Origin of the sequence: Natrinema gari JCM 14663, from assembly GCF_000337175.1 — an archaeon.
GTDB lineage: Archaea > Halobacteriota > Halobacteria > Halobacteriales > Natrialbaceae > Natrinema > Natrinema gari.
This window is the reverse complement of record NZ_AOIJ01000051.1, coordinates 260,778-275,461: the sequence shown is the minus strand read 5'-3', so window position 1 is coordinate 275,461 and position 14,684 is coordinate 260,778. Positions and strand designations below refer to the sequence as shown.

Annotated in this window: 13 protein-coding genes; 6 read left to right on the top strand and 7 right to left on the bottom strand. The window is 66.8% G+C overall.

Annotation, left to right across the window (positions count from 1 at the left end; all coding sequences use genetic code 11):
• Positions 1-1,113, top strand: a 1,113-nt coding sequence (locus C486_RS11125) for a DNA-directed DNA polymerase II small subunit (protein ID WP_008456131.1), incomplete at its 5' end; no start/stop codon positions are given.
• Between the two features lie 177 nt (positions 1,114-1,290).
• On the opposite strand, the gene C486_RS11120 is transcribed toward C486_RS11125, so the two are convergent.
• Positions 1,291-1,728 carry a hypothetical protein gene (locus C486_RS11120; protein ID WP_008456130.1) on the bottom strand — a complete coding sequence of 146 codons (438 nt, stop codon included), beginning with the start codon at positions 1,726-1,728 and terminating at the stop codon, positions 1,291-1,293.
• 212 nt (positions 1,729-1,940) lie between these two features.
• Between C486_RS11120 and C486_RS11115 the strand changes: the two genes are divergently transcribed.
• The 3 genes from C486_RS11115 to C486_RS11105 all read left to right on the top strand — a co-directional run bounded on the left by C486_RS11115 (position 1,941) and on the right by C486_RS11105 (position 5,096).
• Complete coding sequence (locus tag C486_RS11115) at positions 1,941-3,119, top strand: aspartate kinase (RefSeq protein ID WP_008456129.1); 1,179 nt, start codon at positions 1,941-1,943, stop codon at positions 3,117-3,119.
• Positions 3,120-3,316: 197 nt separating this feature from the next.
• Complete coding sequence (locus C486_RS11110) at positions 3,317-3,544, top strand: hypothetical protein (protein ID WP_241432497.1); 228 nt, start codon at positions 3,317-3,319, stop codon at positions 3,542-3,544.
• Between the two features lie 172 nt (positions 3,545-3,716).
• Complete coding sequence (locus C486_RS11105; protein WP_008456126.1) at positions 3,717-5,096, top strand: tryptophanase; 1,380 nt, start codon at positions 3,717-3,719, stop codon at positions 5,094-5,096.
• A 23-nt stretch (positions 5,097-5,119) separates the two neighbouring features.
• Here the strand turns inward: C486_RS11105 and C486_RS11100 are convergent, their stop codons facing one another.
• From C486_RS11100 to C486_RS11085, 4 genes are all read right to left on the bottom strand, one after another.
• Positions 5,120-5,482, bottom strand: coding sequence for a hypothetical protein (locus tag C486_RS11100; RefSeq protein WP_008456124.1), 363 nt, complete (start codon positions 5,480-5,482; stop codon positions 5,120-5,122).
• 72 nt (positions 5,483-5,554) lie between these two features.
• Positions 5,555-5,983, bottom strand: a complete 429-nt coding sequence (locus C486_RS11095; protein WP_008456122.1) for a GNAT family N-acetyltransferase — start codon at positions 5,981-5,983, stop codon at positions 5,555-5,557.
• Between the two features lie 294 nt (positions 5,984-6,277).
• A complete protein-coding gene (gene samp2 / locus C486_RS11090; RefSeq protein ID WP_008456120.1) occupies positions 6,278-6,529 on the bottom strand; it encodes a ubiquitin-like small modifier protein SAMP2 in 252 nt (83 codons plus the stop codon).
• 59 nt (positions 6,530-6,588) lie between these two features.
• Positions 6,589-7,683, bottom strand: a complete 1,095-nt coding sequence (locus C486_RS11085; protein ID WP_008456118.1) for a bactofilin family protein — start codon at positions 7,681-7,683, stop codon at positions 6,589-6,591.
• A 162-nt stretch (positions 7,684-7,845) separates the two neighbouring features.
• On the opposite strand from C486_RS11085, the gene C486_RS11080 reads away from it, so the two are divergent.
• A complete protein-coding gene (locus tag C486_RS11080; protein WP_008456115.1) occupies positions 7,846-8,838 on the top strand; it encodes a replication factor C small subunit in 993 nt (330 codons plus the stop codon).
• Between the two features lie 65 nt (positions 8,839-8,903).
• On the opposite strand, the gene C486_RS11075 is transcribed toward C486_RS11080, so the two are convergent.
• Together C486_RS11075 and C486_RS11070 are read right to left on the bottom strand one after the other, a co-directional pair.
• Positions 8,904-10,997 carry a GAF domain-containing sensor histidine kinase gene (locus C486_RS11075; protein WP_008456113.1) on the bottom strand — a complete coding sequence of 698 codons (2,094 nt, stop codon included), beginning with the start codon at positions 10,995-10,997 and terminating at the stop codon, positions 8,904-8,906.
• A 117-nt stretch (positions 10,998-11,114) separates the two neighbouring features.
• The gene (locus C486_RS11070) at positions 11,115-11,333 is read right to left on the bottom strand and encodes a HalOD1 output domain-containing protein (protein ID WP_008456111.1); all 219 of its coding nucleotides are present in this window, start codon (positions 11,331-11,333) and stop codon (positions 11,115-11,117) included.
• Between the two features lie 544 nt (positions 11,334-11,877).
• Here C486_RS11070 and alaS point away from each other — a divergent pair.
• The gene (alaS, locus tag C486_RS11065) at positions 11,878-14,655 is read left to right on the top strand and encodes an alanine--tRNA ligase (RefSeq protein ID WP_008456109.1); all 2,778 of its coding nucleotides are present in this window, start codon (positions 11,878-11,880) and stop codon (positions 14,653-14,655) included.
• Positions 14,656-14,684: the final 29 nt, after the last annotated feature.

The following is a 14,684-nucleotide window of genomic DNA, read 5'->3' as shown; positions in this document are numbered from 1 at the left end:
GATCGATTGGGCGCGAAACTGCGGGGCCGAGTCAACCACCGGCCGGCGACGGCCATCCAGGACATGCCGGGCGGCAGCGAGGTGGCGATGGTCGGGTTGGTCAACGACATCCGCTCGACCGCCAGCGGCCACTGGCTGATCGAACTCGAGGACGCGACGGGAACGTTTCCGTGGCTCGTGATGAAAGACAGGGAGTACGCCGACCTCGTCGGGGAACTGCTTTGCGACGAGGTGCTGGCGATGGAAGGGACCCTGGCGGACGATTCGGGGATCGCGTTCGTCGACGCGATGCACTTCCCGGACGTGCCCCGAACGCACGAGCCGTCGACGGCGGACCGTCACGTGCAGGCGGCGCTGATCAGTGACGTCCACGTCGGCAGCCAGGAGTTCATGGCTGACGCCTGGAACGCCTTTGCCGACTGGCTACACACTCCCGACGCCCAGCACGTCGAGTACCTGCTGCTCGCGGGCGATATGGTCGAGGGCGTCGGCGTCTACCCCGATCAGGACGAGGAACTCGACATCGTCGACATCTACGAACAGTACGAGGCGTTCAGCGAGCACCTCAAAAAGATCCCGGGCGACATCGAGATTGTCATGATCCCGGGGAACCACGACGCGGTGCGACTCGCCGAGCCTCAGCCCGGATTCGACGAGGAACTCCGGACGATCATGTCCGCACACGACCCACAGATCGTGAGCAACCCGTCGACGGTGACCCTCGAGGGCGTCTCCGTCCTGATGTATCACGGCGTCTCGCTGGACGAGGTGATCGCGGAACTACCCGAGGACAAAGCCAGCTACGACGACCCGCACAAGGCGATGTACCACCTCCTCAAGAAGCGCCACGTCGCGCCGCAGTTCGGCGGTCACACTCGTCTGGCTCCCGAGGAGAAGGACTACCTCATCATCGACGAGGTCCCCGACATCTTCCATACCGGCCACGTCCACAAACTCGGCTTCGGCAAGTACCACGACGTGCTCGCGATCAACTCCGGCTGCTGGCAGGCCCAGACCGACTTCCAGAAGAGCGTCAACATCGACCCCGACGCCGGCTTCGCGCCGATCGTCGACCTGGATACGCTGGACGTGACCGTCCAGAAGTTCTCCTAACGAAATTTTGCCGAGGGCCAGCAAACTGGCCCTCGGCAAAATTTCGATCAAAAGCACTCCTCCCTCCGCTCGCTCGTTCCACTCGCTCGCATCGGTCGTCGGCCCGAGAGCGCCTCCGGCGCTCTCGGAATAACCACTTTTGCCACAGTTTCGCTTCGAAGCTTCGGGACCACCCCGTCACGGCTCGAGCCGAAACCGAACCGTCGGGGAACCGTTGAACCGCGGGCCGTGGCCGCGCCGTTCGAAGCCGAGATCCTCGGCGGCCGTCTCGATGGAATCGGCGTCCTGTGCTGCCAGCACTTCGACGGCCATCGACTCGCGTTCGGCGAACCGGACGGGTTCGGCCAGCAACCGTTTGCAGGCCTCGCAGGTGCCGTCGAGTTGGGTGACGTGGACGGTCTCCTCGCGTGCGTCGAAGCTAATAAACCCCAGCAGGTCCTCGGGATCGGAGCCGCTGTACTGCGAATCCGAAACGTCCGCGTTCGGATCGTGATTCCCATCCTCGGCGACGCGTACCGTTCGGTCGTGGACGAGATTCCGCATCACGTCCGTTGGGGAGTCGGCGATCGACGCGAGCGCGTCGGCGTCGGCCTCGAGTGCGTCCCGTACGTTCATCGGCGTATGGTAATGCGGTGCACGACAATAAATCCCGGTCGCGCATCCGTCGCCGTTCGCCGTGCGCTCGCGTCGGCGCCGTGCCTGTGGGGGAGCGGGGATTACTGTCCCAGGTAAAAATGCGGACGATGAACACAGTTATTTGCCCGCTCTGGTTACGGACGGAGTATGAGTCACACTATCGTCACGCTCGCGGCCCGTGAGGTGTCAGTATGCGCGTTGTAGCCAAGTTCGGCGGGACGAGTCTCGGCAGCGGCGACCGGATCAACCGCGCCGCCGATTCGATCGCCGCGGCCGTCGAGGACGGCCACGAGATCGCCGTCGTCGCCAGTGCCATGGGATCGACCACCGACGAACTGCTCGACGAGATTTCCTTCGAGACCGACGAGGCCGACCGCGCGCAGATCGTCAGCATGGGTGAACGGACGTCAGTTCGCATGCTCAAGGCCGCACTGTCGGCGCGCGGCATCGATGCGATCTTCCTCGAGCCGGGCAGCGATCGGTGGCCGGTCGTCACCGACGAGTACGGCGAGGTCAACGTCGACGAAACCCAGGAACGCGCCCAGGAGGTCGCGGCGGATCTCGACGGGACGGTGCCGGTCATCACCGGCTTCCTCGCCGAGGGGCCGGACGGTTCGATCACGACGCTAGGTCGAGGCGGCAGCGACACCACGGCCGTCATGATGGGTAAGTACATGGACGCCGACGAGGTCGTCATCGTCACCGACGTCGAGGGTGTCATGACCGGCGATCCCCACGTCGTTGAAGGGGCTCGCAACGTCGGCGAGATCTCCGTCGACGAACTCCGGAACCTGTCGTTCCGCGGGGCCGAGGTCGTCGCCCCGTCCGCGCTGTCGTACAAGGACGGGCAGCTAGATGTCCGCGTCGTCCACTACCAGCACGGCGATCTCCTGTCGGGCGGCACGAGCATCGAAGGCGAGTTCAAGAACTTGGTCGACCTGCGCGAGCGGCCGCTTGCCTGTCTGACCGTCGCCGGCCGTGCCATCCGCAATCAGCCCGGTATCTTCAACCATCTCTCGGAGTCCGTCGCGGAGAGCGACATCAATATCGACGCCGTCGCCAGCGGGATGGACACCATTACGTTCTACATTGACGAGGAGGAAGCCGAACGCGCCGAAAACATCCTCCACCGCGAGGTCATCGCCCGCGACGAACTCTCGAGTGTCACCGTCGACTCGCCGATCGCCGTCATCCGCGTGACCGGCGGCGAACTCCCCAACCAGCCGGGGATCATCAGCGAGATCGTCAACCCGCTGGCCGAGGCCCGGATTCACCTCCAGGACATCATCACCAGCGCCACCAGCGTCGCGCTGTTCGTCGACTGGGACGACCGCGAGGAGACCCTCGAGTTGACCCAGGACCTGTTCTAGCTCGAGCGACTCCTCGGGGGCTGTGCTGGGAACGACTCGCGTTTTCGGGTCGCCGACCCGGACGCGACCGCTGGCTAGTATCTCCGTCATTGCCCGCGTATGCAGTCGCTGCTACAGCGAGCACGGCCGGTGTATGCAGTCGCTACTACGTCGGTAACAGCAGCGTAACGAAGGCGGTGGTCGGCGCGGACGGACACATGAGCACCGACCCGACAGCGACAGCGGTCCTCGAGGAGGGCGAGGCCGACCCGGACGCGATCCTCACGGCGTTCGACGCGGACTCGCCCGCCGACCTCGTCGACGCCGGCGAGACGGCGGTTGCGACCGTCACGGACGGTAAGCCGTCGGCTGCGAACGCCACCGATGCCGACGGGACGGGACGAGCCGACGATGTCTTCGGCGGCGTCTGTGTCGACACTCACTGAGCCCGCGGGCGTGACCGTCTCTGCCCACACTGTGTCACCGTCGGCTCCGTTCGCGTGTGGGCCACCGATTCCGTCCATCGATGCGTCGATCCGTCCGGCGGGGACCGTCTCGAGCCATCGACGCGCACAACCTCTCAACTAGACTGAACACGCTCGACGGCGTTGAGCGGGTATGGTCGCGTACAAGTCGAAAGTAGTCGAACGGATCACCCTTCCATCGAAAGAACGGCGAACGCAGGCGCTCGAGGAAGCCGGATACAACGCGTTCAATCTCCCCGCCGACGACGTGTTTATCGATCTCCTGACCGACAGCGGGACGGGCGCGATGAGCGACGACCAGTGGGCCGCGCTGCTGCAGGGCGACGAGGCGTACGCCGGCTCGTCGAGTTTCGATCGCCTCGAGTCCGCGGTCGCGGACGTGATGGGGTTCGAACGCGTGGTCCCGGCCCACCAGGGCCGTGGTGCCGAGAACGTTCTCTACGGCAGCCTGCTCTCCGAGGGCGACGTCGCGCTCAATAACACGCACTTCGATACGACGCGAGCGCACGTCTCGAATCAAGGTGCCGATCCGGTCGACTGTCCGGTTCCAGGGGCCCACGATCCGGCGACGGACGAGCCGTTCAAGGGTGACTTCTCGATCGAGCAGGCCCGCGCGGTCGTCGACGAGGTCGGTGCGGACCAAGTCCCGCTGGTGATCCTCACTATCACGAACAACTCGACGGCGGGCCAGCCGGTCAGCGTCGAGAACACCCGTCGCGTCCGGGCGTTCGCCGACGAGATCGACGCCACGTTCGTGATCGACGCCTGCCGGTTCGCGGAGAACGCCTACTTCGTGACCCAGCGCGAAGACGAGTTCACCGACGCGACGGTCGCCGAGGTGGCACGCGAGCAACTTGGACTCGCGGACGCGCTCGTCATGAGCGGGAAGAAAGACGGATTGGCGAACGTCGGCGGGTTCGTCGCGACCGACGACGAGGCCCTCTTCGAGCAGTGTAAACAGCGCGCGATCCTCTACGAGGGGTTCCCCACGTACGGCGGCATGGCCGGACGCGATGTCGCCGCGATGGCGGTCGGCCTGCGCGAGGCCGTCGAGGAATCGTACATCGAGGATCGGGTCGAACAGGTCCGCGAACTCGGCGCGATGCTCGAGGAGGCCGGGCTGCCGGTGTACACGCCGACCGGCGGGCACGCGGTCTACCTCGACGCGGGGGCGATCTTTCCGGAGATCCCGGCCGAGCAGTTCCCGGGACAGGCGCTGGTCTGTGAACTGTATCGGGAAGGTGGCGTCAGGGGCGTCGAACTCGGGAGCTTCGCGTTCCCCGAGACCGACCGGCCGGAACTGGTTCGGCTCGCGGTCCCACGCCGGACATACCACCGCGAACACTTCGAGCACGTCGTCGAGACGGCCGAAGCCGTCCTCGAGAACCGACACGAGGTGTCCGGACTCGAGATCGTTTCCAACCCCGCAGTCCCCGAGCTGCGTCACTTTTCGGCGTCGCTCGAGCCGATCTCGGCCGAAGCAGCGACCACTGTCGACGCGGGATCGGACTGACGGACGGGCGCGGCCGACACGAGTTACCGGGTCGAGAAAACGCCGCGCGCTCGCTCTCGAACCGTCTTCGGTTCGGGCTCGGATCGACCGAATCGTCGCTTCGCGATCGTTTGCAGCCCCTTCGATGTCGCTTCGGACCGTATCACGTCGGCCGCCCAATCGGGGACCTGTGACTCGAGCTCTCGGCGTTTCTGCGCTTTCATCCTGCTGAACCGGCGAAGCGCGAATCCGACGCCGAGGAACAACCCGGCGTCGACGATCTCGCGTCGGAACCGGTCCCGGTCGTTGCGGACCGCGATCGCTTTCACCAGCGAGAGAAGCCCGATCGCCAGATAGACCTTCGAACTCTTCGACGGATCGCCGCTGAGCATCCGTTGGAGCGCCATGCTTGGGCACGTACCACGTTCAGACCGGATAAAACTACCCCGGCAGGCGACGGGGCTCCATGAGCCGGGCCGTCAGACGTACCCAGCCGCCACCGCCACGCCGCGGTGGCGGTGGTCGTCGATCGGTTCGATCGAAAACCCCAGTCGTTCGTAGAACGGCCTGACGCCGTCGTCGAACCGGGCCGTGAGCCGTTTTTCCCGCTCGAGCGCCCGGTCGATCAGCGCCGAGCCGATTCCCCGCCCCCGGTGGCGACGGCGGACGCCGATCGCCCCGACGTGTGCGCCCGGCTCGCTCTCGAGGGGTTCGAGGACGGCCGTGCCGAGCACCCGTTCGCTCCCGTTGGATTCAGCGGCCGGCTCCGTGCCGCCTCGCCGATCGCCGGCCACGAAGACGTCTCCGTCATCGATTCGCCGTTCTACGTCACCCGGCTCGAGCATCGCTGCGTCGAGGATGCGACGGACCTCCAGGACGTCGTCGGCGGTGGCGGTACGGACGAACATGCGTCAGGAGCGTCGGCCGTCGTGGGCCAACAGCGCGTCGATTGTCGCTGGATCGACTCTCGTTCTCGGCAGGGCCGTCTTCAGGGACATACGTGGAGTACCACATCGATCGGGAAAGCGGCTGGGCTTTCACCGATCGAGCACTGTCTGATTCGTCGCCCGGTGATGCTGGACTCACTGAGCGGGTCGGTGCCACAGAAACCGTTGCCAGCTGAGCATGCATGGCGAGCGACTCGGATGCGGGGTGGCAACTGCTCCCCCGAACCGGAGCCGCGACGGACCGCGTCGCCAGCGTTATCCGCCCTTGATCAGCCGCAACACCGTCACGTGGTCGCTCTCCACGGGCTGATCCTCCGGCACCGGACGCCCGTCGACGAGGACGCTCACCTCGTGGGGGCTCAACCCGACCTCGCGGAGCAGGTCGGCGTACGTCGGCGTGGCGTCGGCGGGATCGCCAGTCGCCTCCCCGTCGGTCGCGACCCCTGTCACCGCCTCGAGTTCGAGTTCGTAGGTGTCCTCGCCCTTGACATCGACGGTGACGTGCATACGCCCCGTTACGCCGCGGTGGCCTTGAGCGCGTCGCTCGCGGGTCGGCGCGCCGCCGCTTATTCCGCCGCTGATTCGTCCGATCCGGCTCGTTGCTCTCGACCGCGTTTCCGGCCGGCGCGCCAGTGACCGTAGAGGGCGCGGACGAGCGCGCCGAGTCCCAGCAGGAGGACGAGCAGGTTGATCGCACCACCGACGAACGGGACCGGAAGCCGACCGAGGGCAGCGCCGGCCACCAGCCCGACGACGAGCGCGAGCCAGCGATTGCCCAGCCTGACCAGCGACAGGAGCCACGCGGCGACGGCGAAACGCCCGTAGATGGTCCCGATCCACAGCAGCAGGCCGAACGCGAAGCCGCCAACGAGCGACAGCGGAAGCCCGATGACGGTGATTGCGAGCGCGATCAGGAGGACCGGGATCCCGACGAACACGAGCAACCCGGCGAGCCCGGACCGAACGGGACCCGACGCGACGCGGTCGGCGACCCCGTCGGAGAACCGCGGGAACAGCGCGAGCAACGCGGCTCCGAGCAGCAGGTTCACTGCCAGCGCGTAGGCCGTGAACAGCCACGATGCGAAGGGCTGAACCGTCGGTGCGACATCGACGCCGAGCGAGGAGTCCTCCACGATGTCGCCCGCGACCGCGTCGGTGTTCCCTTCGAGGTCGCCGTCGTACCGGAGGTTACCCGCGATCGAGGCGCTCTCTCCCAGCCGGATCGTTTCCGCCCCGATTTCGGCGTCACCCTCGACCGTGCCGTCGATCGTCGCGCTCCCGACGCCCGCCGTGAGGTCCTGACCGACGGTCCCGTTCTCGGCGATTGTGAGACTCCCCGCGCCGACATCCACGTCACCCTCGACGGCCCCCGAGATGGTCACGCTCCCGCCGGCCGCCTCGAGGTCACCGCCGACCGAACCGGTTCGTTCGACCCGGACATCGCCCCCGACGGCGCTGACATCGTTGGTGACGGTCCCGCGGACGACGACTGAGCCGCCGATCCCCTCGAGTGTCTCGACCGTCTCGCCTTCCTCGACGACGACCGTCCCGCCGGTTTGCCCGTTGCTCTGTGCGGCGACCAGCACCGGGACGGTACCGACGACGGCGAGAACGACTACCGCGATGACGACGAGCCGCGATCGTGTGCTTGATCCAACCATTGTGGATGTCCCTTCTCCGAGCAGGGTGTAAAACCCGACACCACCGTGTCAGGGACGAAAACTGTCCCGTCTCGTGATCGGTTCGCCACCTCGAGGGTGCCGGCGACGCGAGCCGATGGCGACCTTCGGTCGTTTTATCTTGCGGCCCCACCTTCGACCGGTATGAGCGAGGCCGACGCCGAGGCGGCGGAGTCCACACCCGGCAAGACCGAAGTCTGGATCGAGAAGTACCGTCCGGAGCGACTCGACGACATCAAGGGCCACACGGACATCGTTCCGCGGCTCAAAAACTACGTCGAACAGGACGACCTCCCCCACCTCCTCTTTGCAGGCCCGGCCGGCACGGGAAAGACGACGGCAGCGAAAAGCATCGCCCGAGAAGTCTACGACGACGACTGGCAGGAGAACTTCCTCGAACTCAACGCCTCCGATCAGCGGGGGATCGACGTCGTCCGCGACCGGATCAAGGACTTCGCTCGCTCGAGTTTCGGCGGCTACTCCCATCGCATCATCTTCCTCGACGAGGCCGATGCCTTGACCTCCGACGCCCAGTCCGCGTTGCGCCGGACGATGGAGCAGTTCTCGAACAACACCCGGTTTATCCTCTCGTGTAACTACTCGAGCCAGATCATCGACCCGATTCAGTCCCGCTGTGCGGTCTTTCGCTTTACCGAACTCACCGCGGACGCGATCGAGGCCCAGGTGCGCGAGATCGCGGCCACCGAGGACATCGCGGTGACCGACGACGGCGTCGACGCCTTGGTCTACGCGGCCGACGGCGACATGCGCAAGGCGATCAACGCGTTGCAGGCCGCCGCGGTGATGGGCGAAACCGTCGACGAGGGGACCGTCTTCGCGATCACCGCCACCGCCCGCCCCGAGGAGGTCGAAGCCATGGTCGAACACGCCATCGACGGCGACTTCACCGCTGCCCGTGCCGCCCTGGAGGACCTCTTGACCGAGCGCGGGCTCGCCGGTGGCGACGTCATCGACCAACTCCACCGGTCGGCCTGGGAGTTCGACGTTCCCGAACGGGCGACAGTGCGGCTGCTCGAGCGACTCGGCGAAGTCGATTACCGCATTACCGAGGGCGCAAACGAGCGCCTGCAACTCGAGGCGATGCTGGCGTCGCTGGCGCTCGACGCGGACGCCTGATCGGCGAGATCTAGTCGGGACACAGCGGTGGCCTCGCAGTCGTGCGAGCAGGTGTGTTGTGACGTTCAGTGATCACCATACTGGCCGTCCGCGGCGTCGACACCGCGGAACGCGACGGCGATGCGCCCGTCGTCCGCCGCAACGCCGACGTTCCAGCCGTGGGCGTCGGCGATGCGTTCGACGGTGTCGAGCCCGAAGCCGGTGCCGTCGGTCGCGATCGACTGGTCGGGGACGGGCGTCGTCTCGATCCCGCCGTCGGCGTCCGCGGCGTCGGTTTCGGCGTCGCGTCGCGCGACGTAGAACCCGTCGTCGGTTGCTCCGACGGTGACGACGGTCGGCTCGGTGTCCGTCTCGTCCGTCGCGTCGTCCGGGACGACCGGTTCGTCGCCGCCGTTCGTTCCGCAGTCGTTCCCGTCGGCCGCGTCGAGCACGGTCCCCAGCAACTGCTCGAACAGTTCCCGTAGCCGCGCCTTGTCCGCCTCGAGTACGCGGTCGTCGGCTGTGCGTGTCACGAGGCGCGCATCGCCGGTCTCGACGGTGACCCAGGCCTGCCGCGCGACGTCGTGGATGGCGACGGGTTCGGTCTCGACGAGCACGTCGTCCCGCCGGACGATCGAGACGAGCCGATCGACGAGCTCCCCCAATCGCTTCTGCGCGTCGTCGACCTCCGCGAAGTGTTCGGCAGCGCCGGTTTCGTCGGCGAGTTCGAGGTAGCCGCGGGCGACGTTCAGCGGCGTCCGCATCTCCTCCTCGACCAGCGTCTCGATCGTCTCGAGTCGGGCCTCGGCGGCGGCGACTGCCCGTTCGCGGCGGCTCGCCTCGGTCACGTCGTTGTAGACGAGCAGCCCGTCGGGAGCGTGAGCGCCGGATGCCTCGCCGTCGCTCGCGCCAGCGTCGACCGGAACCAGCGTCAGCAGGAACTCGCGGATGCCGTCGGCGGTTTCCCGGCGACTGACGAGTTGGCGGCGCTCGCCCGCCCGGAGCGACTCGAGCAGCGTTGCCCCCCGGTGTTCGAGTCCCGGCGCGACGGGGGCCTCGTCGCCGTCCTCTTCGAGATCGGTCCCGAAAACCTCGCTGAAGGTGTCGTTGCTGTCCCGGACGAGCACCCGTCCGCCGTCGATTCCGTAGTGGACCGCGGGCTCCGGGATGGCCGCGAACAGCGCACGGATGCGGTCCCGTTCGTCGGCGAGGCGGTCGCGCTCGGCCGCCAGTTCGTCCCGTTCGCTGGCCAGCCGGTCGCGCTCCTGCTGTAACTGTTTGTGAGCCGTCCGCTGGCTCGCGTCGGCGTCGATCCGCTCGAGGACCGCGGCGGCGACGCGACACCACGCGGTGAGCGAGTCACAGTCGCGGTCGTCGAACGCGGCCGCCTCTTCGGCGGCGACCTGCAGGAGTCCGATATCGCCGACCGGCACGCAACACAGCGATGTCACCCCGTCGAGGGGGGCCGTCAGTCGATCGTCGGTCGCGATCTCGTCGATCCGAAGCGCCTCGCCGGTTCGAAGGGTCTCGCCGAGGACCCCGTCGCGCGAGGTTGGCTCGAGTTCGTCGTCCGGAACCCCCGACGCGCTCACCCGGGGAGTGAACTCCCCGAAGTGGACCGTCGAGAGCCAGCAGGTCTCGCAGTCGAGGGCGTCCGCCGCGGTCTCGACCAGGCGTTCGAAGAGTCGGTCACGGTCGCGACAGGCCACCACCTCGGGGACCGACTCGAGGAAGCGCTCGGCGGGTCCGGGGGCCGACGCGGCGCGGTCGGCGCTCCCCGCGTCTCCGGTCTCGCGACAGACCCACTCGATCTCGTCCGCGAGGTGGGCGACGGCGTCGTCGGTGTCGCGGCGGACGTAGCCGTCGATCCCGTCGGTCGACCGTGCGGCGGTCGGCGCGAACGACGGGTCGGTAAAGAGGATCACCGGCGTCGAGCCAGCGGCCTCGATCACCTCGAGCAGCGATGCGCCCGCGGCCGTCGTCGGCGTCTCGGCGAAGACGACACAGTCGGCGTCGGGTGCCCAGTTACGGACGCGATCGACGGCCGTCACGGCGTGGACCGACCGCTCGGGTCCGGCGTCGACCCCCTCGAGAGCGCCAGCGCCGTCGCTGGCATCGGTTTCCGCGTCGGCCACGTAGAGCACCGTCCGCGGCCGCTGGGTCGCTGTCGCCGTCGTCATTCCGTCGCTGTGCAATCGTCTAGACCCCGAGACCGTCCGTCAGGATAAAAGTTTGCCGTCCGTATCGAGCCGTTCGGGACGCGTCCGATCCCGTCCCGCCTCCCGTGTCTCGCTCACCTACCCACGACTGTCGATCACCCCGACCTCGTCGGGCCCGGGGCCGAGTACGACCCGATAGCCCGCATACTCGAAGCGGACGGTCACGTCCGGATTCGACTCGAGGACAGCCGCCAGCGCCTCGGGATCGACGGCCTCGTACAGCGGCGGGAGGGCCGTCGGAGCACAGCCCTTACGGGCCGCGATACGATCGAGAGCCGTAGCGAGTGCTGGATGCATGGATATCGTGCTCCGGGTCGTTGACGAGCGAGAGCGCGACCGTCGTTTCGCAGTCGGGACAGGTAGTCGTGTGATCCGTCGGCGCGAGACGGATGTCTGTACCACAGTCACAGTGGAGTGTGATGCTGGAAATCATGTCTCTTCAGTGTACTGGCCCCGACGCGCCAGGACACAATCCAGCGAGCGAGCCAGCGAGAGTCGCAACTGGTCGATGGACGTCGGCAGGTCTTTATTTCGCCAACGCCAATGGTGGATTGCTCCCGCTACGCGGGGGCGGCCGTTGAGCCGGAGTGCTTGGTTGGATGCTGTGGCACTCCGGCTTGGCGCACTTTCGTGCGCATCCGTGCGATACGCAATCTATCCTAAAGAACGTTAGGATACTGATCTGTTGGAGCCGATGTGCGGTCTCGCGAGACGAGCGCGTCCGTCTCACCCGCCGCCCGACGAGTCGGCGGTCGACGGCCGATCACGTTCGCGTCGGCCGCTCCGTTCGCGGCGTCAGTTGCGGAACTGTTTTACGCGCTGCAGGGGCAATACACGCGTAATGAGCGAACTAGAGGAGGAGTACCGCCTCGAGTACTTCGAGGAGGAAGGATTCGAGCGCAAGGAGTGCCCATCGTGTGGCGCTCACTTCTGGACGCGCGACGGGAGCAGGGAAACCTGCGGCGAGCCCCCCTGTGAGGAGTACGACTTCATCGACAACTCGGGCTTCGACGAGTCGTACGACCTGACCGAGATGCGCGAGGCGTTTCTCTCTTACTTCGAGGACCACGACCACGAGCGCATCGATCCCTACCCGGTCGCGGCGAACCGCTGGCGCGACGACGTCTTGCTGACACAGGCGTCGATCTACGACTTCCAGCCGCTCGTGACCAGCGGCGAGACGCCGCCGCCCGCGAACCCGCTGACGGTCTCCCAGCCCTGCATCCGGATGCAGGACATCGACAACGTCGGCAAGACCGGGCGACACACGATGGCCTTCGAGATGATGGCCCACCACGCGTTCAACACGCGCGAGGACGTTCCCGAAGACGAGTACGCCTATCACGGCGAGGTCTACTGGAAGGACCGCACCGTCGAACTCTGTGACGGCTTCTTCGACTCGATGGGCGTCGATCTCGAGGAAGTCATCTACATCGAAGACCCGTGGGTCGGCGGCGGCAACGCCGGCCCCGCTATCGAAGTCATCTACCGGGGCGTCGAACTCGCCACGCTGGTCTTCATGTCGATGGAGCAAGACCCCGACGGCGAGTACGAGATGAAAGACGGGAACCGCTACAGCCCGATGGACACCTACATCGTCGACACGGGCTACGGGCTCGAGCGCTGGACCTGGGTCTCACAGGGCACCCCGACCGTCTACGAAGCGGTCTACCCCGATATGATCGCCTTCCTGAAGGACAACGCCGGGCTCGATCACACCGATGAGCAGGAGGCCCTGATTCATCGGGCCGCCAAGCTCGCGGGTCACATGGACATCGACGAGGCCGAGGACATGGCGACCGCCCGCGGCGAGATCGCCGCCGAACTCGATGTCGACGCCGCCGACCTCGAGGCACTGATGGAGCCCCTCGAGGATATCTACGCCATCGCCGATCACTGCCGGACGCTCGCGTACATGCTCGGCGACGGGATCGTCCCCTCGAACGTCGGCACCGGCTACCTCGCGCGGATGGTCCTCCGACGGACGAAGCGGCTCTGTGACACGGTCGGCGTCGACGCGCCGCTTGACGAACTCGTCGACATGCAGGCCGAGCGCCTCGCGTACGAGAACCGCGACACGATCCGTGACATCGTCCGCACCGAAGTCGAGAAGTACCGCGAGACGCTCGAGCGCGGCGGTCGCCGGGTCGAAGCGCTGGCCGAGGAGTACGCCGCAAAAGGCGAGCCCATCCCGACCGACGAACTGATCGAACTCTACGACTCCCACGGCATCCAGCCCGATATGGTCGCGGACATCGCCGCGGAAACCGGCGCGGATGTCGCGGTCCCCGACGACTTCTACAGCCTCGTCGCGAAGCGCCACGACACGCCCGAGACGGTTGCGGAGGCCGAGGAGGACGAGGACGAGCGTCTCGAGGACCTCCCCGAGACGGAGAAGCTTTACTACGACGATCAACAGCGGACCCAGTTCGAGGCGGTGGTTCTCGACGTTTTCGAGCGCGACGAGGGCTACGACGTCGTCTTGGATCAGACGATGTTCTACCCCGAAGGCGGTGGCCAGCCCGCCGACACCGGGACGCTCTCGACGGACGATACGACCGTCGAGGTCGTAGACGTCCAGATCGAGGACGGCGTCATCTGTCACCGAACCGACGAGGACCCCGGGAAGGGTGAACTGGTCAACGGGCAGGTCGACGGCAGTCGTCGGCGACAGCTCATGCGCCATCACACGGCGACCCACATCGTCATCCACGCCGCACGGCAGGTCCTCGGCGAGCACATCCGGCAAGCCGGTGCCCAGAAGGGCGTCGAGCGGTCGCGGATCGACGTTCGCCACTACGACCGCATCAGCCGCGAGGACGTCAAGCGGATCGAGGACCGTGCAAACGAGATCGTGATGGACAACACCGCGGTCTCCCAGGAGTGGCCGGACCGCCACGACGCCGAGGCCGAACACGGCTTCGACCTCTACCAGGGCGGGATTCCGCCGGGCGAGCAGATCCGGCTGATCCACGTCGACGATGACACCCAGGCCTGCGGTGGCACTCACGTCGCCCGGACCGGCGATATCGGGGCGATCAAGGTGCTGAACACCGAGCGCGTTCAGGACGGCGTCGAGCGGATCACCTTCGCGGCCGGCGAGGCCGCCATCGAGGCGACCCAGGACAAGGAGGACGCGCTCTACGAGGCCGCCGCCATCCTCGACGTGTCGCCCGAAGACGTCCCCGAAACCGCCGAGCGGTTCTTCGAGGAGTGGAAGGGACGTGGGAAACAGATCGAGGACCTCAAAGAACAGCTCGCCGCGGCCCGCGCAAGCGGCGGTGGTGGCGGCGAGGAAGTCACGGTCGGCGACGCGACGGCCGTCGTCCAGCGCCTCGACGCCGACATGGACGAACTCCGAGCGACTGCCAACGCCCTCGCCGACGAGGGCAAAATCGCCGTTATCGGGAGCGGCGAGAGCGGTGCACAGTTCGTCGTCGCGGTCCCCGACGACATCGGCGTCAACGCCGGCGAAGTCGTCGGCGAACTCGCCGCGAAGGTCGGCGGCGGCGGCGGCGGCCCGCCGGACTTCGCCCAGGGCGGCGGCCCGAATGTCGACGATCTCGACGAGGCGCTCGAGGACGCGCCCGACGTGTTGCGGCAGGTTCTGAACGCCTGATCGGTCGACGATCGTTCTTTTGAGTTCCG